The sequence below is a fragment of the Litorimonas sp. RW-G-Af-16 genome, from assembly GCF_048319245.1.
Classification (GTDB): domain Bacteria; phylum Pseudomonadota; class Alphaproteobacteria; order Caulobacterales; family Maricaulaceae; genus Litorimonas.
Window position 1 is genome coordinate 2055452 of record NZ_CP166993.1, and the last position, 21260, is coordinate 2076711.

Below are 21260 nucleotides of genomic sequence, written 5' to 3' on the forward strand. Positions count from 1 at the left end.
TGATGAAGCGCGTCCCTGACTGGCTGATTTATCTCGTGGTGCTGTCGCTCTTCGTCTACAACGCGATGCAGCAAAAGCGCGAGATCGCGACGCCGATTGCACCTGGCGAGCTTGGCGAAATCCTCCCGAGCCAAAGCCCGCGCGATGAACGCGTCATGGTCACGGTCGATGCCCCGCAATCAGGCATAGGTACTGCCTTTGCGATCGACACCAAAGGCACATGGATGACCGCCCGTCATGTCGTCGATAGCTGCGAAGATGTCGGCATCAAAGTGGGCAGAAGCAAGATTTTACGCACAACCGTGCAGATCAATGAAGACGCCGATCTCGCCATTCTAAATTCCAGCTGGGCGCGCCGCCCGCTCCCGCCCGATGTCAATTCAGATCGCCGGATTGGCGAAACAGGCTTTTTCTTTGGCTTCCCTCAAGGCCGCCCCGGCGAAGTCGTTGGCTCACTCTTGGGTCGCGGTCGCATGATGGTGCGTGGTCGCTATCGCTCTGATGAAGGCGTGCTAGCGTGGTCAGAACTGGGCCGCACACGCGGTTTATTTGGATCCCTTGGCGGGCTATCTGGGTCGCCCGTGCTGGATTCTGATGGTGAAGTGATCGGCGTTGTGTCAGCAGAAAGCCCGCGTCGCGGCCGTGTATACACCGTTGCCCCACTTTACCTACGTCGCTATTTCGGAGCAACGTCAACTACTGCCGCTGCTGAAGCGCTTTCCGTTGACACCTATGGTGTTCAGGCAGACCGCCTGCGCCGTGATCGCCGCGTCGCGCAAGTGATCTGCTTGGTCAATTAAATGCCCGCGTGGTTAGAGCGTCAATGGCCGTGGCTGGTCTGGATTATATTCGCAGCTATTATCGGCATAGGCGTTGCTGCAGCAAATCGTTACATCCCAAAGCAACACCTCCCATGGGCGAAACTAGACCCGACTTTACCGCTAGGGTTTGGCACGAAAAGCCAACTCCTGCGCCTGTCGCTGGAACCGTCCGAGACTTGCATGACCCTCGCCCGCGACATCACCGATTTCGAAACTATCCCGTCAGAGCCCAAAGGCCCGAAAGGACTGGACGGCAGCGGTGTCTGCGGCTGGAAAGTCGCGCGGCTGGTCTATGGCAGCGACGATACAGTCCTGGCTCCGGGTGAAGCCAATATGCAATGCCCGCTCTCTGTCGGGACATATCTTTGGATGCGCGAACTAGATGTGCTCGCAGTAGAGCGTTTCGGTGTCGGCCTCGCCAAAATTCATCACATGGGCACCTATTCTTGCCGCCGCCAACGCGGCAATGGATCAGGCAAATGGAGCGAACATGCTTTTGGCAATGCGTGGGACGTTGCCGCGTTCGAGCTAGAAGATAAAACGCTCATCAGCGTGAAATCCGACTGGGCAGATAAGGGCGATGAAGGCGCGTATTTGCGCGAGGCCCGCCGCGCCGCCTGCAAGATTTTCAAAGTCACCCTTAGCCCAGACTACAACGCCGCCCACCACGACCACTTCCACCTCGACATGGGCCCGTCGAGTAGCTGTCGGTGAGGGTATAATCCCGCCCAAAAATCCAACCTTACCGCCCTTATCCCCATCAATTTTAGTCTCTCCCTGCGGCGATTTGGCTTGATCTCGGTTGCGCGGTTGTATTTTGGAACTCAGCCCTTATCTCCCCGTTGCAATACCGTATTCTAAAAGGAGATATTCATGCGCAACACTGTGCCAAATGTAACATTCAAAACACGAGTCCGCGACGAATCTGTTGGCGGCGATAATCCATTTGTCTGGAAAGATCTGACAAGTGACGAGATTTTTAAGGGCAAAAAAGTTGTCCTCTTCGCTCTACCCGGTGCGTTCACACCGACCTGCTCCACGACGCATTTGCCGCGTTATGAAGAGCTTTATGAAGACTTCAAAGCTGAGGGCATTGACGAAGTCATCTGCCTGTCTGTGAATGATGCGTTCGTGATGTATCAGTGGGGCCTGCATCAAGGTCGTAAGAACGTCTTCCTTCTGCCAGACGGCACAGGTGAGTTCACGCGCAAAATGGGCATGTTGGTCAACAAAGACAATCTCGGCTTTGGCTATCGCAGCTGGCGCTACTCCATGTTGGTCAATGACGGCAAAATCGAGAAGATGTTCACTGAGGCTGACTTTGGCGATATGTGCCCGACGGACCCGTTTGAAGTGTCTGACGCTGACACAATGCTCAATTATGTCCGCGGCAAAGAGCAAGCTGCTAACGCCGCTTAATCGTTTCCGCGATACGTTTTCTGAAAGGCTCCCGCTTGGGAGCCTTTTTTATTGGCGCTGATGATTGAGCAAAAAAAAGCGGCTCCTTTTTAAGAAGCCGCAAGTTCAAAGGGATAGTCCATGACGTCCAGGGGAAGGATGTTAGAACTAAGACTTATATAGGGACGAGTATGTTGCAGGCGTATGACACTCACCTAACATTTCCGTCATGTGAACGGATCGTAATGTCTTGAGCTGCGTCAAAAAAAGACCTGCCTCGACTATGTCAAAGCAGGCCAGTTCAAAGAGAGAGACTTAAAGGAGAGATTTCTAAGCCTGATATATCTATAGCGCGAACTAGCTGAATAGCGGCTGAACGCTATGTCAGCGCCAGAAACCTTGACCTCGCGCGCCAAAGCCCACACATAGCGCCCATGGCTAAACTTGATCTCAAACTAATTCCCGTCACCCCTTTCGCGCAAAACTGCTCTCTACTCTATGATGTAGAGACCAAAGAAGGTGTGCTGATTGATCCAGGCGGGGAGGCACCAAAGATCTCGCGCAGCGCTGGATAAATACGGCGTGACGCTGAAGGAAATCTGGCTAACGCATGGCCATCTGGATCATGCGGGCGGCGCAGCAGACCTACGCGAGGAACTGGGCGTCAAAGTCATCGGCCCCCATGAGGACGATCAATTCTGGATGGACGAGATTGAAACGCATTGGGCCAATTATGGCCATGCTGGTATGGGTAAAAATATCGTGCCCGACCGCTACCTAGAGGACGGCGATACGCTGACCCTTGGCGATACAGAGTTTAAAGTTGTTCACACCCCTGGTCATACGCCTGGCCATGTTGTTATTCATAATCAAGATATGAAAATCGCTTTTGTCGGCGATGTGATTTTCCGAGGCTCAATCGGACGCACAGACTTCCCTCGCAGCAATCATCAAGACTTGCTTGACAGCATCACACAAAAGCTCTGGCCGCTCGGCAATGATATGCGCTTCGTCCCAGGTCACGGTATGATGAGTACGTTCGGTCAAGAGCGTAAAGACAATGCCTATGTCGCTGATGACATTATCGGCACGACAGCGCCTAATCACAGCGGCGTTGGCTAGGCATGTCTGACCCCCTGCCCTTTTTCTCACTCTCTGATCTGGACAGTCGCGCGCGCGACGTATTCCGAGAGATTGTAGAGAGCTATCTTGAGACAGGTCAGCCCGTAGGCTCCCGCACGCTGGCGTTATCGTCAGGGCACAAACTGTCACCCGCGACGATCCGCAATACTATGGCCGACCTTTCCCGTTATGGCTTGCTTGCAAGTCCGCACGTAAGCGCGGGCCGTATTCCAACGCAAGCAGGACTGCGCCTCTTCGTCGATGGCCTGCTGGAGATCGGTGATCTGGGTCAACAAGAACGGCAACGGTTGGAAGCGAAACTTGCGGCCGACAATCTCGCGCCCAAGCAAATTTTTGAACAAGCCAGCGGGATGCTCGCGGGGTTAGCGGGTGGCGCTGGGCTCGTTTTGACGCCCACTGAAAGTGGCCCGCAGAGCCAACCCCTCAAACACGTCGAGTTCGTGGCCCTAGATGAAGGTCAAACGCTGGTGGTCTTGGTTTATGCCGACGGGCGGGTTGAGAACCGCCTAATGCCGCAACCCGCTGGGCTTCTGCCAGCTTCCCTTGAACGGGCTGGCAATTTTCTTTCGGCGCGTCTGCGCGGACGGAAATTGTCCGAAGCCCGTGCTGATATTCTGCGCGAAATGACAGAGGGCCGCGCCGAGATTGATCAAGCCGCGCAAACTTTGATCGCGCAAGGTCTCGCTGACTGGTCTGGCCAAGATAAAACGGCTGAAAATCGAACTTTAATTGTGCGTGGACAGGCCCGACTCCTTGACAATTTGGAGGCGCAAACCGATCTGGAGCGTATACGTTTGTTGTTTGAAGATTTGGAGCGCAAAGAAGAGTTAATCGCTCTGCTGGACCGCACGGAAACAGCGGACGGCGTGAAAATTTTTATCGGCACAGAGAACCCGCTTTTTTCTCTGTCTGGCAGTTCTGTCGTGATCGCACCCTATCACGATAAGGATCAGAACATTCTGGGTGCATTGGGCGTGATTGGCCCAACGCGTATAAATTATGCCCGTGTCATACCGATGGTGGATTACACGGCAAAACTGGTCGGGCGCTGGCTCGGCGAACAGACATAAAAGGACGAACTCATGGCTGACAAGAAAACGCCCGAGATTGACGACGGGTTGCCAAGCGACGAAGAATTAGACGCGCTGCAAGCCGAGATCAACGAAGCGAAAGCTGGCATGGCTGCTCGCGCCGAAAAAGAGGCTGAAGAAGCTGCCAAAGCTGAGGCGACGCCAGATGAACGCGTGGCGCAGTTAGAGGCTGAACTCGCGGCCCTGAAAGATCAAGCCCTCCGTGCTATGGCGGATGCCGAGAACGTCAAGAAACGGGCGGAACGCGAAGTCGCTGCCGCGCGTGTGTTTGGTATTGAGCGTTTTGCCATGGATGTCCTATCAGTCCACGATAACCTCTCCCGGGCGCTACAAACGCTCGACGGGAAAGCCAAAGAAGACTTAGGCGATAACGCCAAGAACTTGCTAGACGGCATTGAGCTGACCGAAAAAGACTTGATCATGATCCTATCCCGTCACGGCGTCCGCGCTGTGCCAGGGGTTGGCGCAAAATTTGATCCGAATGTCCATCAGGCCGTTGCGCAGATCCCGTCTGACGAAGACAAAGGCCATGTCGCGACTGTGATGCAAACAGGCTTCACCTTGGGCGAGAGAACGCTACGCGCCGCCATGGTCGCCGTTAGCACTGGGCCCGCCAAAACTTAGGTGCCAGAACTCCCCGAAGTCGAGACCGTGATGCGGGGCTTGTCCCCCGTTATGGAAGGGTTTGTGTTTGAGGGCGTGACGCTCAACCGTCCAGACCTTCGCTTTCCCTTTGGTGATGATTTCGTCGCGCGGGTGCAGGGGCAAACTCTGTCGAAACTCTCCCGTCGCGCCAAATTCCTGCAAGCTGAACTCTCCAGCGGCGAGCGGCTATTCATGCACCTCGGCATGAGCGGGCGTTTCACGATCGACGCAGCCCCTACAGCTGACTTCGTCCACACACACAATACAAACCCTAAGCACGACCATGTTGTCTTTCAGATGAGCAGCGGAGCGCGGGTGACGTTTAATGATCCGCGCCGGTTTGGCTTTATGGAGCTAGTCGCCGCTAACGCGCCTTACCGTTTAGATGATCTCGGCCCAGAACCGCTATCCAATCAATTTAACGCCCCCGATCTGCGCCAACGCCTGAAAGGCAAGAAGAGCAAGATCAAGGCGGCCTTACTTGATCAGCATGTCGTGGCAGGGTTGGGCAATATATATGTTTGCGAGGCCTTGTTTCGCACAGGCATCACGCCACGCCGCGGTGCAGGACGCTTGACTGTCACGGAGACCGAAACGCTCGTGCGCCATATTAAAGACGTGATCACAGAAGCGATTGCAGCGGGCGGCAGCAGCTTGCGCGATTTTGCCAATACAGACGGCGATCTCGGTTATTTCCAGCACACATTCAGCGTCTACGGCCGTGAGGGGCAGCCTTGCCAGACATGCAACGCCCCTATCACGCGCATCGTGCAAAGCGGGCGGTCTAGCTTTTACTGTCGCGCCTGCCAAAAATAGCCTGACAATTCGTCCCCTTGTTTTGCTCTCTACGCCCGTGTAAACGCCGCCAACAATTCTAAGGAGCGCCTCATGGGCTATGACATGATAGAACTGACAAAGGACGGCGCGGTCGCAACGATCAAGCTGGATCGTCCCAAGTCGCTAAACGCACTGAACACAGAAATGATGGGCGAAGTCGCCAAAGCGCTAGCGGCGCTTGAAAAAGACGACGCCATTGGCTGCGTGATCCTGACGGGCGGGGAGAAAGCTTTTGCGGCAGGCGCAGACATCAAAGAAATGGCCGACCTCACCTTCCTCGAGATGTACAAGTCTGGCCTATTTCATAATCACGAAGCCGTCGACCGCTTTCGCAAACCAATCATTGCGGCAGTCGCAGGCTACGCGCTGGGCGGTGGCTGTGAAATCGCGATGATGTGCGATTTCATTATTGCCGCTGATACTGCGAAATTCGGCCAGCCAGAGATCAATCTCGGCGTTATGCCAGGGATTGGCGGCACGCAACGCCTCGCTCGCGCCATCGGCAAAGCCAAAGCCATGGACCTCTGCCTGACGGGGCGTATGATGGAAGCGGCTGAAGCTGAGGCCAGCGGACTTGTGGCGCGCGTGGTGCCCCTCGACAATTTGATGGACGTTGCCAAAGAGGCCGCCGTGAAAATCGCGGCACAAAGTCAGCCCATCAGCATGATGACCAAAGAAACGATCAAAACAGGCTTTGAGATGAGCCTAGAGCAAGGCATCAACTTTGAACGTCGCATGTTCCAAGCGATGTTCACGACCGAAGATCAGAAAGAAGGCATGGCCGCCTTCGTCGAGAAGCGCAAACCGCATTTTAAGAATAAGTAGTCTCTAGGTATAAGTGGTCTGGAAAAATAAGCACAGCCCACCTATATAGGCTGTAGAACAAGTGTTGACGCGCCCGATATGGGTGGCTATAGGCCGCGCTTGAAATTTGAATCGATTGCGATGGCTTGCCGACTGTAATCGACATACCCTGATTAAAGATATTGAGGAATAGCATGGCGAATACTTCATCAGCCAAGAAAAACGTTCGTAAAATGGCCCGCAAAACGGCTGTGAACAAATCACGCCGGACAATGGTCCGTTCAAACCTTCGCAAAGTCGAAGATGCGATCACGGCAGGCGATAAGGCCGCGGCAACAGAAGCCTTGAAAGTGGCAGAGCCTGCGATCATGCGCGCTGTGACTAAAGGCGTCTATCACAAGAATACAGCAGCTCGTAAAGTCTCGCGCCTGAACAAGCGCGTGAAGGCGATCGGCTAGCCCAAGGCAGCCTCGTCCGCTTGCGAAGAAATCTCGCAGGCACATTGCAAAAATTTACAAGACCGGGGCATTGCTCCGGTTTTTTTGTGTCTGGGTTCCCTCCTCACAACTCCAACCTGTAGATTGAAAATTTTAGCCCTGAATAAGCCGTTAAATTCCCGCATAAATCGGGCGACTGTTCGAGACAGTTAACAAAATATGAATTTTTTTTGACCTCTAATTCTTTGCGACTCTTACGTTTTTTTGAGTCAACATCGAATCACTGCGTGAATCGTAAATTTGTTCGTTGACGGAACGAGAAAGAGTCGGTTTAAAAGGGGGCAGAGAGGCTTACGGGGGTAAGCATCTCATTCGGGGAAGGCACCCTTCAAAGTGACTGGCTTTGAAGATGCATCCATCTAATTGTTATACTTTTCAAGGATTTAGGCAACTTTATCCTGTGGGACCGCTTGGAGTAAATTTAATGCCTGATCACGCCGATCCAATGACAGTTGCCTCTCCAAAAGCCTCCACCAAAACGCCTGATCTCTACACAGGTGAACCACCTCTTCAGAGCGCTCACAATACGTGGGGACAGGTCAAAACTGATCTGTCCTATGCGCTGGGTGCGAACATCCACCGTTCTTGGACGGGCCGCTTGCGGGTGACACAGGCTGACGCCTCTTTCGTCACACTATCAGCGCCGTCGCGTTTCATCAGTTCCAAGATTGAGAGCAATTACGCCGACACGGTGCAGCGCCTCTGGAAGAAACATGACCGCGTGGATCCGCCGCGTCAGGTAATATTTGCAGCGCAAGCTTCCCATAGCGCGGCCAAGGCGAATGAGAGCAAGCCTACACATTCGCAACAACGCGCCGCTGGCTTTGCGGCACCATCTGCGCAATCTCGCAACACGGCTGCAATCTCTGCTGCGCAACCCCGTCCTACCAATGGGGCCGAAAATCCGCGTGAGCGTTTTACCTTTGATAATTTCGTCGTCGGTAGCTCTAACGAACTGGCTGTCGCAGTCGCCAAGCAAATCGCCAATGGCCGCGCGGCGCAATATAATCCTATCGTGCTGCACGGTGCGAACGGGCTCGGCAAAACGCATTTGCTTTATGCGATTGAGAACGAAGTCAAAACCAAGCACCCCGAAAAGCGCGTGCGCTTTATTAGCTCGGAAGATTTTGTCTCAACTTTCATCAGCTCCGTGCGTGGCCAAGGCCGCGACGCGATTTCAGCGTTCAAATCCGATCTCCGTGATGTTGATATTCTCATCATCGACGATGCGCATTTCATTGCCAATAAACCTGGCAGTCAAGAAGAACTGTTGCACACACTCGTCAGCCTCGTGGATCAAGGCCGCCAAATCTTAATTGCGGCGGATCGTCATCCTGACAAGATCGAGAAAGCCAGCGAACGGTTGAAATCTTATCTTTCCTCTGGCCTCGTCTGTAAAATTGGGCCTGCGGATTATGAACTCCGCTTGCGTATTTTGGATCGCCTCATCGCGCGTCGCCGCACGACAGGCAATGCCATGCTCGCTATCCCGCAAAATGCGCGAGATCATCTGGCCGCGCGCATGAACGCCACGCCGCGCGACCTCGAAGGCGCGTTCAATCAAATCGTGGCACAAAGTGAATTTCTTGGAACACCCATCACGCTGGAAACCGTGCAAGAGACGCTATCTGATTCTCGGTATATGTCGGGACAGCGCCTCACAGTCGACCGCATCCAGCGTGCAACCTGCGAAGTGTTTAAAGTGACGCTGACGGATATGACGTCAAAACGGCGCGCACGCATCATCGCCCGCCCACGCCAAGTCGCGATGTATCTGTGTAAAAAACTAACCAAGCGATCCCTGCCTGATATTGGGCGGCGCTTTGGCGGACGCGATCACACCACGGTCATGCACGCGGTCAAACGTATTGACGAACTTCGCGCCGATGACCCCACTTTCAATGCGCAAATCGAAGCCGTTCAGGACTTGCTGAAGGCCTAAAAACTGCCGCACGTAAACCGCTTGGATTTTGCGGCGGTTACGTTATGAAAGGGCTTCGAACCACACGGGCGCAACGCTCAATAGAATTTGGACGATAAGATGAGACTTTCAATCGAACGCAGCACGCTTCTTAAAGCGCTTGGTCATGTGCAAAATGTTGTGGAGCGCCGCAACACGATCCCGATCTTGTCCAATGTCCTGCTGACTGCCGATGATCGCGGACTGACGCTCGTCGCGACCGATTTGGACATCGAAGTGTCGGAAGGCACACAAGCCGATATTTCTGCGCCAGGCCAAGTGACCGCACCCGCTCATACGCTTTATGACATCGCGCGCAAATTGCCCGACGGAGCGCAAGTCGTTCTGCAGATCAATTCAGAGGACCGGTTAGACATTGATGCGGGCCGATCCCATTTCACCCTGCCGCTGCTGCCAGCTGGTGATTTCCCGAAAATGACAGCCGATGACTTTTCGCATAATTTTGAACTGCCGGCTGAAGCACTACGTCGTCTGATCGACAAAACAAAATTCGCGATCAGCACGGAAGAAACGCGCTATTATCTCAATGGTATTTATATGCACGACCATAATGGCGCGTTGCGTTGCGTGGCCACAGACGGACATCGTTTGGCCCTAGCCGAGAGCGACTTGCCAAACGGAGCCTCTGGCTTGCCAGGCATAATCGTGCCGCGCAAGACGGTCGCAGAAATTCGCCGTTTGATTGACGGAGCAGATGGTATGATCGGCATGAGCGTGTCAGAAGCGAAAATCCGCTTCACAGTCGGCTCCGCTGTCCTGACGTCTAAGTTGATCGACGGCACATTCCCAGATTATGAGCGCGTCATTCCAAAGGGGAACACGAAAGAGCTGACGATCGATAATAAGATTTTCGCCAATGCCGTGGACCGCGTAGCAACAATCTCGGCGGAAAAATCTCGGTCTGTGAAACTATCGCTGACACAAGACAATCTCGCCCTGAATGTGAACAACCCCGAGTCGGGCCAAGCCAATGAAGACCTGCCCGTGGATTACAGCGCGGAGCCGTTGGAGATTGGGTTTAACGCGAAATATCTGCTGGACGTCACAGGACAAATTGAGGGCCGCGACGCGACGTTCTTCCTCGATAGTCCCGCTAGCCCAGCACTCGTCAAAGATAGCGAAGACGACAATGCACTCTTTGTGCTGATGCCGTTGCGCGTTTAGACGGCTGGCCTCCCCTCGCTGATTTGGCCTATATAACCAGCCTTCGACTGACTGATTTCCGCTCTTACGCAGCGCTCGATCTAACGCTGGATCATGGGCCTATTGTGCTGTTTGGCCCGAACGGCGCAGGCAAGACCAACCTCCTCGAAGCTGTCTCGCTTCTGTCCCCAGGACGAGGACTACGCCGTGCGCCGCCAGATCGTTTGGCCCACACAGTCGACGGCAATGTGCAGCCAGCTTGGGGCATCAACGCCATGACAGACCGTGACCAAAGGATCAGCGTGGGCCAAGTCCCTGAAAACCCGCGCCGCCGTGTGCTTCGGCTCGACGGCAAAAACGCCACGGGCGGCGACCTCGCCAAGCTGATCTCTGTGATGTGGCTGACGCCTGCGCAAGACCGCCTTTTCTCTGGCCCGGCTTCAGACCGCCGTAAGTTTCTCGATCGCTTCTGCCTCGCCCACCAACCCGGCCACGGCATTGCCAGCTTGCGGTTTGAGAAAGCACGCGCCGAGCGCAATCGCCTACTCTCGGACGATGTGGATGATCGCGGGTGGTATGACGCGCTGGAAGCTGATCTTGCTGCGCAAGGGGCGGTGATCGCGCAAAATCGTGTGGAAACGGTGATCGCGCTGCAAGCCGCTGTCGACTCGCGCGATACTATTTTCCCAAAATCAGAAATCACGCTGAGCGGCACTGTGGAGCAGATGTGCTTAGAAGATGAATCACTCGATGACGTGGAAGTGTCTTACCGGGAATTACTGGCGTCAACCCGTGGCCAAGATCGCCGTGCAGGTCGCACTCTCATCGGCCCGCATCGCAGCGATCTTGTTGTCAGTCATATTGATAAAGCCATGCCCGCAGAGCAATGTTCGACGGGAGAACAAAAGGCGCTGCTGATCGGTCTGGTGCTGGCACAGGCACGATCTCTGGGTGACAGGCAGCCCATTTTACTGCTCGACGAAATTGCGGCGCATTTGGATAATATCCGCCGCGCTGCCTTGGCGGAGGAATTACACGATCTGGGGCTGCAGGTATTTATGACAGGCACAGACGCAGCTTTATTCTCAGATTTTGGCCCGAATACGCAGATTTTCCGCGTCGATGATGGGTCACTCACCCCCATATAAAAGCGCCTCACCACCCGATGGTTAGACCAAAGGGTGGCGAGGCTAGCGGTACCGAAACGGGGCGCAATGTCCGGTACCGATGCTGCGCGTTCTAGTTATTATAGAACGAATTTCAATATGTATTGTCAGTAGTTATACAAATAAAGCTCTCAACATGAACGCTATCTGAATGGTCTATTTACGCACCTATCTTCGCATCAGATTGGGGAGGTCTCCAGTCTCCCCCGCAGCCTCTGCCATAAAGAAGGATTTCGCCAAGTCTGCGCGGTTGATCGCAGCCAAGCCACTCCGCCGTGCATGACCTAAGAGGCGAGATTTAGAGCGAAACAGCATAGACAGACCATCCGTTGCAAGGCTCATCATACCCACATCAGATCGCCGCCAAGTCTCATATCCCAAAAGCCCAGCAATCCCAATATCTTGGCCATTCGCAGCCGCCGCCTCTATACCGTGCGCTAGGGCTGCCACATCGCGCATGCCGAGGTTTAATCCCTGCCCTGCCAAGGGGTGGATGACATGCGCCGCGTCACCGATCAAAGCCAGTCGTTGCGCGGTAAAGGCGTCCGCTGTTTGCAAGACCAAAGGGTAGCTTTGTCGCGGTGCCGCCAGCGAAAGGTCGCCAAGATAATCCCCGACACGTTCCTGCAGAAGCGCTAAAAAGGCAGCTTCGGGCAATTCCACAGCCGCCGCAATCGCGATCCGTCGGTCTGACCATACGATCTGGCTGCGCTGTTCCGTCAGTGGCAACACAGCGAGCGGGCCACCTGGCAAGAAGCGCTGCAAAGCTAGCCCATCATGCGGCAAAGCGTGAGAGATCGTCGTGACCAGAGCGGCTTGATCATACTCTTTGCGCTGCACAGTGATCTGGGCCGCGCGGCGTGTCGGCGAATTACGGCCATCCGCCGCGATGATCAGCTTCGCCGTCAAAACAGGGCCGCTGGCCAACGTCACAGACGCCTCGCCTAGTCCAAAATCCCACTCAGATACGCGGACTTGGTCTATAACCTCTATCGCGCTTGCGTCTGATACCGTTTTCCAACACGCCGCATAAAGCTCAGCACTTTCAACCATTTGCGCAGTTGGCTCGCCGTGTGTGCAACTGTCAAAGTGCATCTTCCATGGGCTGTCACCCGTGCCCTCAGTCACCAACATATCGACCATGGGCTGCGCGTTGGCCTGCGCATCCACACCGAGGCGCGAGAGCATGCGCAACGTGCTGGCGGCGAGGGCATAGGCACGGCCATTATCTGGCACATCGGCTAAGTTTCGGGCATCTAGCAATGCGACAGACAAGCCAGCTTCGGCACTCGCCAAGGCTGCCACCTGCCCCGCAATTCCGCCGCCGATCACCAAAATATCAAACTTCGTTTTCATAATGTCTTTCTAGGCGGCACAGCCTCGCAATCCAAGTCCCGATATTGCCGCATGAAATCTGCATATTTGACTGGTTTTATAGGGAAATTCGTGACCCTCTTAACCTCGCCTTTACGCCTTCCCTTCACATTCGGTTAAGACTTCAACCAAGCTGAGATATTATGACCCCTCCGCCTTCCGCCACCGCTAATTCTGAAGATTACGGCTACGCGCCAGAAGACATCCACGCGATGATGGAAGAGATCAAGCGCGCCGAGGGCGGGACATTCATGCGCGCAGTCTGGGCGCTGGGCATGATAGCCGTTGGTTTTTTCATCTTTGTCTGCGTCTGGAACTATAATCCATTCGACGTGACCGCCGATACGGCGGGCCTGTCACAGCAACATGTTTTCGGCACGATTGGCGCGGCGATTGCCAATCTCCTGATGCAAATGCTGGGCTGGGGCAGCTACCTGATTGCGGGACTTCTCATGTTCTCTGGTATTCGGCGCATTTTCCGCAATGACGGACGTCAAACAAAGATGGACCTAACGCGTCGCATCCTGATAGCGGCCAGCGTTGTCTTTTTTGGCGCTGCCACATTGTCTGCCGTGCCAATCCCGCAAAGCTGGCCGATGGCGGCAGGGCTGGGCGGCTGGATTGGCGATACCATCCACTTATCAGTGAAATCAATTCTCGACGGATTTAACGTGCCGCTGGCTGGCGCGATCATTGCGCTGCTGACTTTCTTGATCAGCGGGTTTGGCCTGGCGCGTTATGTCCGAATTGTGCCGCGCGACTTGGTCGATATGCTCGATGCCGCAGGTCTCGTTTGGGCCTATATCCGCATTTGGGTCGATAAGACGGCGAGCTTTTTGGTGCGCCTATTCCGCCGTGGGTACACAGATGATCTCGATCAACCCGCCGCACCTCTCCATCGCGATATTCCCGATGCCCCCGCAAGTGCAGCGCCGACGCCTGTTTATACAGACCCTGCCCCCGTTGCGGCAGCGCCCAAACCCAAGAAGAAGCGAAAAGTCAAAAAGCCCAAAGCTCCAGAATTTGATTTCTCAGGGGCCACGAGCTTTGTTCTCCCCGGTCTTGATCTGTTGAAAATGCCGCCCCCGCGCAGCACAGTCCATGACCAAGCCGCATTGGAACGCTCGGCGGAAAACCTACAGCGTGTGATGGGCGATTACGGTATTGAAGGCGAAATGGGGTCCGTCCGTCCCGGTCCTGTCGTTACCCTGTTTGAATTTGAACCAGCGCCCGGCGTGAAGTCCCAGCGCGTGATTAATCTTTCAGACGACATCGCACGAAACATGAGCGCACAATCCGCGCGGATTGCCGTTGTCGCAGGCCGCAATGCGATGGGTATTGAAATGCCAAACCGCAAACGCGAGACCGTTTGGCTCCGTGATATGCTGGCATCTGATGCCTTCCAAAATTCAGACGCGAGCTTACCCCTGATCCTCGGCGAAGACATTGGCGGCGCCCCGTTTGTCACAGACCTCGCCAAGATGCCGCATTTGCTTGTCGCGGGTACAACAGGGTCAGGTAAGTCAGTCGCGGTCAACGCGATGATCCTCTCGCTAATGTATAAGCTGACCCCTGATCAGTGTAAGTTCATCATGATTGATCCCAAAATGCTCGAGCTATCTGTGTATGACGGTGCGCCGCATTTGCTGGCCCCCGTGGTGACAGAGCCGAAAAAAGCGGTTGTCGCGCTGAAATGGACAGTGCGGGAGATGGAGGATCGCTACCGCAAAATGGCCAAGGTCGGCGTTCGCAATATGGCGGGCTTTAACGAAAAAGTCGCCGAGTTCAAAGCGCGCGGCGAGACCCTCTCACGTACGGTTATGACAGGCTACAATAAAGAAACAGGTGAGCCAGAATACGAAACTGAAGAAATGGAATTCGAGGCTATGCCGTATATCGTCGTGATTATCGACGAAATGGCTGACCTGATGATGGTCGCAAAGAAGGATATTGAAGGCAGCGTGCAGCGCCTCGCGCAAATGGCGCGGGCGGCGGGGATTCACGTGATTGTTGCCACACAGCGTCCGTCCGTAGATGTTATCACAGGCACAATCAAAGCCAACTTCCCGACTCGTATTTCCTTCCGCGTTGGCTCCAAAATCGACAGCCGCACTATCCTTGGCGAACAGGGCGGCGAGCAGTTGTTGGGCAATGGCGATATGTTGTTTATGGGCACGGGTCGCCCGCGCCGCTATCACGGGCCGTTTGTGTCTGACGGCGAGGTCGAAAATATTGCAAAATTCGTCAAAGCCCAAGGCGCGCCGAGCTATCTTGAGGACATCACAACCGACCGTGAAGAAGCCGCTGAAATTGCCAAAGCGGCAGATGGCGGCGGCGAGACATCGCTCTTTGATCAGGCCGTGGCTATCGTCGCGCGTGACCGCAAAGCGTCGACGTCCTACATTCAGCGCAAATTATCCATCGGCTATAACCGCGCCGCAGATTTGATTGAACAAATGGAACAAGAAGGCATGATCAGTGAAAGCGGGTCAGGCGGCAAGCGCGAGATTTTCCTACCAGAGAGTGATGGCTACTAATTAGCCGTCCTTTACGCGTGAACAGATATAGGTGCGGCCTTGTAATATGGCCCTGCCTCCCCCACATGCGCAGCCTGATAAGGACACATCATGGCACACGACATTAACCTCGACGATATTTCTGACGATCACTTGACAATCTTCCAACTGGAAGAGGAGCCCGTGCGCGGGCGGGCCTTGCGCTTGGGCGATGCGATCGATGCAGCTTTGCTGGACCGCTACCCAGAACCCGTCGCGCATTTGCTCGGCGAAGCGATGATGATTGGAGCGCTCGTTGCGCGGTCTTTGAAATTTAAAGGCCGTCTGGTCGTGCAATGTCACGGCACGAACGATGGTCCCGTCTCGCTCCTCATGGCCGACAGCACAACAGATGGCGGCATTCGCGGCTATGCCCGTTGGGACGCAGATGTGTTGAAAGATATGTTGCTAGATAACCGTAATCCGGGCGCGGATGACTTGCTTGGCCGTGGGACGTTTTCGATGACGATTGATCAAGGTCCAGATATGGATCAATATCAAGGCCTAGCCGCCATTCAAGGCGCCCGCTTATCCGAATCGGCGGAGCATTATTTCGATCAGTCAGAACAAATCCCGACCAAGATCAAACTCGCTTGCGGGCAAGTTATCGACGAGACTGGCTCGCATTGGCGAGGTGGTGCGATGATGATTCAAAAGATCGCAGGCGACAGCGCGCGCGGCAATACGGATGATGCTTGGGAGACGGCTCGGTCACTCTTTGCAACTTTGTCAGATGAAGAATTAATTGACCCCGACCTGTCGCAGAACAAGTTGCTCTACCGCCTATTCCACGAAAGTGGTGTGCGTGTGGTGGAAGCATATGAAGTCCGCGCAGATTGTCGTTGCTCGCGCGAGCGGTTGGAGAATATGCTCAAAAGCTTCACGCGTGAGGCTTTGGACGATATGGCCGAAGACGATGAAATTATCGCAAATTGCGAATTTTGTGGGACGGATTATATCTTTGACTTAGACGATATTAGTCCCGTCGTTTAAGTTCTCCAGAATGACGGCGTTAGCAGGACTAGCGCCGTCACAATTTCCAATCGCCCAACAATCATTGTAATCAGCAGAACCCACTTAGCGCTGGACGGCAGGGACTGATATGTGCCTGCTGGGCCAATCGTATCGCCCAAACCTGGCCCGACATTCGCAATCGCGCTGCCCGCGCCTGACCATGCCGTGATCGGGTCAAGTCCAATCAAAGAGAGTAAGATCGCGACGATAATAAAGCATCCGAAGAAGACGAAGAAATAACTCATCACAGAATAAACAACCGACTCTGGCAGCGGTGCACCGCCGTAGCGCAGCGGGGTCACGGCATGATTGCGCGGCATACGCACGAGGTAAGCGCGCAGGGCTTCGAATGCGACTTGGTAGCGGAAAATTTTGATAGAACAGGCTGTGCTGCCCGCACAACCGCCGATGAACATGAAGCCGAAAAAGGCGCTGACAGCAAAGGTGCCCCAGAGGTTATAATCCGCCGTAGCGTAGCCCGTGCCTGTCACAATCGAAACCGTGTTAAAGGCCGCCAAGCGTAGCCCGCGCGTAAAGCTCATCTGATCAGACAGGAAAAGCGCGAGCGTCATAACCGCGATCAGCGCGCTCATCACAACGAGGAACGCACGCACTTGCGGGTCTTTCAACGGCGCGGAAAATTGCCCACGCGTCGCCATAAGGAGATAAACCCCAAAGGGCAGACCACCCGCCAGCATGAATGCGATACAGACCAAGTCAGCGCCGTTATCCATGAACCCGCCCATCGACGCATCCGATGTCGAGTAGCCGCCGGTCGCCACCGTTGTCATGGCATGCGCGATCGCGTCAAACCCGCTCATCCCCGTCAAGACATATCCCGCCGCGCATAACGCCGTCAGCACCAGATAGATCAGGGAAATCCCAAGCGCGAGAGAGGCGGCGCGCGGCAAAATCTTCTCACCCATATCAGAGCTTTCCAAACGGAATAGCTGCATCCCGCCGACTTTCAGCATTGGCAAAACGGCCATCGCCGTTACAACAATACCAACTCCGCCAATCCATTGCAGAATTGCTCGCCAGAGCAAGATACCCTTTGGCAAATCATCCAGCCCCGTCAGCACCGTCGACCCTGTCGTCGTAATCCCTGACGTCGCCTCAAACAGCGCGTCTGTCACAGAGAGTTTAAGTGGGTCCATCAAAAACGGAATAGCACTGACAATCGACAAAGTGACCCAAGCAAACACAGTCAAGACAAAGGCACCGCGCGCGCGTAAATCTGGTTTGGGTGTATAAATACCAAGCGCCAGAGCTGCACCGAGCAAGGTTGTCATCAACCCTGCAAAACCAAAGGCTTTCCACGACCGCGCTGCATAGGCCAAATCAACGAACATCGGAATAAACATCGCCACGCCAAGCGCGGCGGTCATCAATCCAATGACAAAAAATACGGGGCGCAGATCAGGCATAAATAGGGTCTAGCGCGGTGCGGCCATGATGCAAATGTTTTTAAAAGGCTAAAGCCTCCACGTCACCAGTGTTGAAACGGGCTTTTCGGAAATGGTTACTTGAAACACAGACCAATTCGCGCGATTGTATTTCAATAAGATACCGCGACGACCTATTCATTCCGCCAACCATTAAATAACGAGCCCTCCATGTTCTCCGCATTCAAATTACCGCTCACCGCCCTTCTCGCCAGCACAGCTTTGCTAGTTGCAGCTTGTGACAAGGCGCCAGAAAATCCGAATTTGCGCACGGAGAAATCAGATTTGCAAAAAGCAGCAGAAAAAGCGCAAACGCCTGTGACGCAGCAAAGCTACCTCACGGAAAATCCTGAGCCAGGATATTTAACACCGGAGCGCATCAACCAATCGCCTTCCCTCTCAGGTAAAAGATTATCAGCCGCCAAGATTGCGCCCTCAGGCGATTTCGTAACAGTCTTGCAAGGGCGAGCAGACAATGCGCAGCAGCAGGATTTATGGGCTTATGATCTGTCAACAGGTGAAGGCCGTTTGCTGGTTAGCTCCACTGATTTATTAGGCGCACCAGAGGAATTATCAGCAGAAGAAAAAAACCGTCGCGAGCGCGCCCGGATTTACGGCACGGGTATTATTTCCTATAATTGGGTTGGCGAGAATTTGCTGTTATTTCCGTTAGGCGGCGACATTTATCTCTATGACTTAGAGACCGAAGAAAGCCAGCAAGTCACCGCGACCAAGGGCTTTGAAACTGATCCGAAAGTTTCCAAAAACGGCGAACTTGTCGCTTATGTGCGTGGCAATGAATTATATGTGAAGTCACTTGAAACAGGGCTAGAACGTCAGCTGACGGATGGGTCTACGGATACAATCCGCAATGCCACCGCCAGCTTTGTTGTCCAAGAAGAGTTGGATCGCAATACTGGTTACTGGCTCTCTCCCGACGCCTCTAAAGTCGCCTACACCCAAATTGACGAAGCCGATATTATTATTGAAAACCGTATTGAGTTTGGCGCGGACGGCGTTGAAAACGTCTCGCAGCGTTATCCTTTTACCGGGACAAAAAACGCCACTATTAAACTGGGTGTTGTCAGCACGAAAGGCGGGCGCACGACATGGGTTGATATTGGCGATGATCCAGACGTCTACCTCACCCGTGTTGCTTGGGCGCCAAACAACCGCACAATGTTTGTTGGCATTCTCGCACGCGATAATAAAACGCACACATTCTATAAAGTCGACAGCCGCACGGGTCAGTCCGAAATCTTTTACGAAGAGACTTCGCCGACATGGTTGAATATCGGCACCTATCTGCGCGCGACCGAAGATGGCGGGCTTTTATGGACGGCAGAACGCAATGACAAACGACAGCTTTTCAAGATTGCGGCTGACGGCACAATCAATGCACTGACACCTGAAAGCTTGATGATGCGGAATATGTTGTGTTTGAAAGACGACACGGCCTATGTGTCTGGTTGGCAGGATGACCCGCTTTCGACCCATATATTCAAGATTAATTTAGCCGCTGCGACACCTGCACCTGCGACACCAGCCTCAGCTGCGGGTGAGGACGAGACGACCCCCGCGACTGCGCCCGATGGCGACGGGATGAACGCGCCGCTTGTGACACAAATGACAGAGAAGGCAGGCCAAAATTATGCCGCCTTTAACAAGGATTGCTCGCGCTATCTTGGCTATCATTCCGATGTGGATACCCCGACACAGCTCCGCGCCTATGGGGTTGACGGAACAGGATTGGCTTGGCTGAATGAGAACCCGCTAGACGCAACGCATCCCTATGCGCCCTTCCTCGCCAACCATATCACGCCGCAGTTTGGACAGATCGAAGCCGAAGACGGCACACCGCTCGACTACATGATCTACCTGCCCAAAGACCTGAAACCTGGCGAAAAACGCGCAAGCGTAACCATCGTTTACGGCGGACCAGGTGTGCAACGTATCCGCAATAGCTGGGGCAATACGCAGGCGCAAATGCTGGCCCATCACGGCTTCGTTGTCTTTATGCTCGAAAATCGCGGCGCAACCAATCGCGGTAAAGCCTTTGAAGATGTCCTCTACCGCTCCATGGGTGTGGCAGAGGTCAAAGATCAAAGCCTCGGCGCGAATTGGCTGAAGGCACAATCGTTTATCGACCCTGACCGCATGGGCATTTATGGCTGGAGTTATGGCGGTTATATGACCCTGCACATGCTCGCGCAGACGGATTTATATGCCAGCGGTGTATCAGGCGCGCCCGTCACGGATTTCAGACTTTACGACACAGCCTATACCGAACGCTATCTCGGCGATCCGAATGAAGGCACGCCGAACTACACTGAGGGCGCCTATGACAATGCCAGCGTATTTACACATCTGGATGGTCTGGATGAGCCCGTCCTACTGATCCACGGCATGGCCGACGACAATGTCGTCTTTCGTCATTCTATAAAATTGATGGATAAAATGCAGGAAAATGCGCAGCACAATCTCCGCATCATGACATATCCGGGGGAGAAGCACGGCTTCCGCAAAGAGGCCAACCGTATTCATCGTGACCGCTCTATTCTGGAGTTTTTCTTAGAAACTTTGGATATTTATCAGGAGTAGCGCAGCTACTCTGACGGTGTCTCTTCTGTCGGTTGAACGGGTTTGGACGCTAAGCGGATAGCTTCATTGATTTGCCCGCGAAGCAAAGCTGTCTCGACCGCTGTGGGGTCTGCATCCAATGACGCCTCAATATCGATTTTCGCCTCATCCAGCCGATCTTGTTTCAATTTGGCATCAGCGCGGTATCGCAGCGCATCCGCGTGACCCGGCGACAATGTCAGAACGGAGGTCAGGTCTGTCTCGGCGTAATCATATCGTCCAGTCGCCGCGTAAGACCGCGCGCGGGCAATGCGCAAATCCAGATGATCATACTTTAGCTCTAGCCCTGCTGAGGCGGATTCGTAGGCTTTGAGAGTTTCGTTCGCCGACAGCCAGAAATTCGCAGCCTCGGCATAAAAATCTGCGCGCATCGCTGGCGAACCGCCATCTGACGCCACCGCCAATAAATCGAGCCGCCGCGCCGCTTCGCCCTCATGCCCTAAGGCAAACAATGCCATAGCTTCGCAATGTTTCGCTCGACGCCCGCCGCCTTCGTCTCGCCAGATCATCGCTTCTTCATAGGCCAAGTCGCTATCGACTGCGATCCGCTCAAGGCATTGCTTGTGTTTCATATCAAGGGCGAGCGAGCGGTCTTCGGCAAAACTCGTCTGCGCGAATAGCGGGCTTGCCAGCAGGGTCGCGATCATGGCAATGCGGATGTTCATTTTGGCGCTGTGTCTCATGACGTGCGTCTATCAGAGGGGGC

At 54.3% G+C, this 21260-nt stretch carries 17 protein-coding genes and 1 pseudogene; 15 read left to right on the forward strand and 3 right to left on the reverse strand.

Annotation, left to right across the window (positions count from 1 at the left end; translation table 11 throughout):
* The first annotated feature begins 2 nt into the window (after positions 1–2).
* The 12 genes and pseudogenes from AB8615_RS10130 (at position 3) to recF (ending at position 11508) form a co-directional block, all read left to right on the forward strand.
* Entirely contained in the window at positions 3–800 is a 798-nt protein-coding gene (locus AB8615_RS10130; RefSeq protein ID WP_409432467.1) for a S1 family peptidase, read from the forward strand.
* The gene (locus tag AB8615_RS10135) at positions 801–1535 is read left to right on the forward strand and encodes an extensin family protein (protein ID WP_409432468.1); all 735 of its coding nucleotides are present in this window, start codon (positions 801–803) and stop codon (positions 1533–1535) included.
* 159 nt (positions 1536–1694) lie between these two features.
* Positions 1695–2240 (forward strand): peroxiredoxin, encoded by a 546-nt coding sequence (locus AB8615_RS10140; RefSeq protein WP_409432469.1) that lies wholly within the window; start codon positions 1695–1697, stop codon positions 2238–2240.
* A gap of 413 nt (positions 2241–2653) precedes the next feature.
* Positions 2654–3341, forward strand: a pseudogene (locus AB8615_RS10145) (MBL fold metallo-hydrolase).
* A gap of 2 nt (positions 3342–3343) precedes the next feature.
* A complete protein-coding gene (hrcA, locus tag AB8615_RS10150; RefSeq protein ID WP_409432471.1) occupies positions 3344–4432 on the forward strand; it encodes a heat-inducible transcriptional repressor HrcA in 1089 nt (362 codons plus the stop codon).
* A gap of 12 nt (positions 4433–4444) precedes the next feature.
* A complete protein-coding gene (locus tag AB8615_RS10155) occupies positions 4445–5077 on the forward strand; it encodes a nucleotide exchange factor GrpE (protein WP_409432472.1) in 633 nt (210 codons plus the stop codon).
* Positions 5078–5914, forward strand: coding sequence for a bifunctional DNA-formamidopyrimidine glycosylase/DNA-(apurinic or apyrimidinic site) lyase (gene mutM, locus AB8615_RS10160; protein WP_409432473.1), 837 nt, complete (start codon positions 5078–5080; stop codon positions 5912–5914).
* Between the two features lie 72 nt (positions 5915–5986).
* Positions 5987–6760: an enoyl-CoA hydratase gene (locus AB8615_RS10165; RefSeq protein ID WP_409432474.1), complete on the forward strand. Its 774-nt coding sequence runs from the start codon at positions 5987–5989 to the stop codon at positions 6758–6760.
* 173 nt (positions 6761–6933) lie between these two features.
* The gene (gene rpsT / locus AB8615_RS10170) at positions 6934–7197 is read left to right on the forward strand and encodes a 30S ribosomal protein S20 (protein WP_409432475.1); all 264 of its coding nucleotides are present in this window, start codon (positions 6934–6936) and stop codon (positions 7195–7197) included.
* Between the two features lie 463 nt (positions 7198–7660).
* Positions 7661–9178, forward strand: coding sequence for a chromosomal replication initiator protein DnaA (gene dnaA / locus AB8615_RS10175; protein ID WP_409432476.1), 1518 nt, complete (start codon positions 7661–7663; stop codon positions 9176–9178).
* A gap of 99 nt (positions 9179–9277) precedes the next feature.
* On the forward strand, positions 9278–10381 hold the full coding sequence (gene dnaN / locus AB8615_RS10180) for a DNA polymerase III subunit beta (protein ID WP_409432477.1): 1104 nt from the start codon (positions 9278–9280) through the stop codon (positions 10379–10381).
* 23 nt (positions 10382–10404) lie between these two features.
* Positions 10405–11508 carry a DNA replication/repair protein RecF gene (gene recF / locus AB8615_RS10185; RefSeq protein ID WP_409432478.1) on the forward strand — a complete coding sequence of 368 codons (1104 nt, stop codon included), beginning with the start codon at positions 10405–10407 and terminating at the stop codon, positions 11506–11508.
* 186 nt (positions 11509–11694) lie between these two features.
* Here the strand turns inward: recF and AB8615_RS10190 are convergent, their stop codons facing one another.
* Positions 11695–12882 (reverse strand): FAD-dependent monooxygenase, encoded by a 1188-nt coding sequence (locus AB8615_RS10190; protein ID WP_409432479.1) that lies wholly within the window; start codon positions 12880–12882, stop codon positions 11695–11697.
* A gap of 161 nt (positions 12883–13043) precedes the next feature.
* On the opposite strand from AB8615_RS10190, the gene AB8615_RS10195 reads away from it, so the two are divergent.
* Positions 13044–15437, forward strand: coding sequence for an FtsK/SpoIIIE family DNA translocase (locus AB8615_RS10195; protein ID WP_409432480.1), 2394 nt, complete (start codon positions 13044–13046; stop codon positions 15435–15437).
* 90 nt (positions 15438–15527) lie between these two features.
* Positions 15528–16448: an Hsp33 family molecular chaperone HslO gene (locus AB8615_RS10200; RefSeq protein ID WP_409432481.1), complete on the forward strand. Its 921-nt coding sequence runs from the start codon at positions 15528–15530 to the stop codon at positions 16446–16448.
* Here the strand turns inward: AB8615_RS10200 and AB8615_RS10205 are convergent.
* On the reverse strand, positions 16445–17896 hold the full coding sequence (locus AB8615_RS10205) for a TrkH family potassium uptake protein (protein ID WP_418152346.1): 1452 nt from the start codon (positions 17894–17896) through the stop codon (positions 16445–16447). The two genes, AB8615_RS10200 and AB8615_RS10205, sit on opposite strands and share 4 nt — an antisense overlap.
* Before the next feature lie 189 nt (positions 17897–18085).
* Between AB8615_RS10205 and AB8615_RS10210 the strand changes: the two genes are divergently transcribed.
* Positions 18086–20515, forward strand: coding sequence for a S9 family peptidase (locus AB8615_RS10210; protein ID WP_409432483.1), 2430 nt, complete (start codon positions 18086–18088; stop codon positions 20513–20515).
* A 5-nt stretch (positions 20516–20520) separates the two neighbouring features.
* Here the strand turns inward: AB8615_RS10210 and AB8615_RS10215 are convergent, their stop codons facing one another.
* Positions 20521–21237 (reverse strand): hypothetical protein, encoded by a 717-nt coding sequence (locus tag AB8615_RS10215; protein ID WP_409432484.1) that lies wholly within the window; start codon positions 21235–21237, stop codon positions 20521–20523.
* Positions 21238–21260: the final 23 nt, after the last annotated feature.

Coding starts and splice junctions, on each gene's coding strand:
- AB8615_RS10130 (WP_409432467.1), top strand. CDS start 3: ATGAAGCGCGTCCCTGACTGGCTGATTTATCTCGTGGTGCTGTCGCTC.
- AB8615_RS10135 (WP_409432468.1), top strand. CDS start 801: ATGCCCGCGTGGTTAGAGCGTCAATGGCCGTGGCTGGTCTGGATTATA.
- AB8615_RS10140 (WP_409432469.1), top strand. CDS start 1,695: ATGCGCAACACTGTGCCAAATGTAACATTCAAAACACGAGTCCGCGAC.
- hrcA (WP_409432471.1), top strand. CDS start 3,344: ATGTCTGACCCCCTGCCCTTTTTCTCACTCTCTGATCTGGACAGTCGC.
- AB8615_RS10155 (WP_409432472.1), top strand. CDS start 4,445: ATGGCTGACAAGAAAACGCCCGAGATTGACGACGGGTTGCCAAGCGAC.
- AB8615_RS10165 (WP_409432474.1), top strand. CDS start 5,987: ATGGGCTATGACATGATAGAACTGACAAAGGACGGCGCGGTCGCAACG.
- rpsT (WP_409432475.1), top strand. CDS start 6,934: ATGGCGAATACTTCATCAGCCAAGAAAAACGTTCGTAAAATGGCCCGC.
- dnaA (WP_409432476.1), top strand. CDS start 7,661: ATGCCTGATCACGCCGATCCAATGACAGTTGCCTCTCCAAAAGCCTCC.
- dnaN (WP_409432477.1), top strand. CDS start 9,278: ATGAGACTTTCAATCGAACGCAGCACGCTTCTTAAAGCGCTTGGTCAT.
- AB8615_RS10190 (WP_409432479.1), bottom strand. CDS start 12,882: ATGAAAACGAAGTTTGATATTTTGGTGATCGGCGGCGGAATTGCGGGG.
- AB8615_RS10195 (WP_409432480.1), top strand. CDS start 13,044: ATGACCCCTCCGCCTTCCGCCACCGCTAATTCTGAAGATTACGGCTAC.
- AB8615_RS10200 (WP_409432481.1), top strand. CDS start 15,528: ATGGCACACGACATTAACCTCGACGATATTTCTGACGATCACTTGACA.
- AB8615_RS10205 (WP_418152346.1), bottom strand. CDS start 17,896: ATGCCTGATCTGCGCCCCGTATTTTTTGTCATTGGATTGATGACCGCC.
- AB8615_RS10210 (WP_409432483.1), top strand. CDS start 18,086: ATGTTCTCCGCATTCAAATTACCGCTCACCGCCCTTCTCGCCAGCACA.
- AB8615_RS10215 (WP_409432484.1), bottom strand. CDS start 21,237: ATGAGACACAGCGCCAAAATGAACATCCGCATTGCCATGATCGCGACC.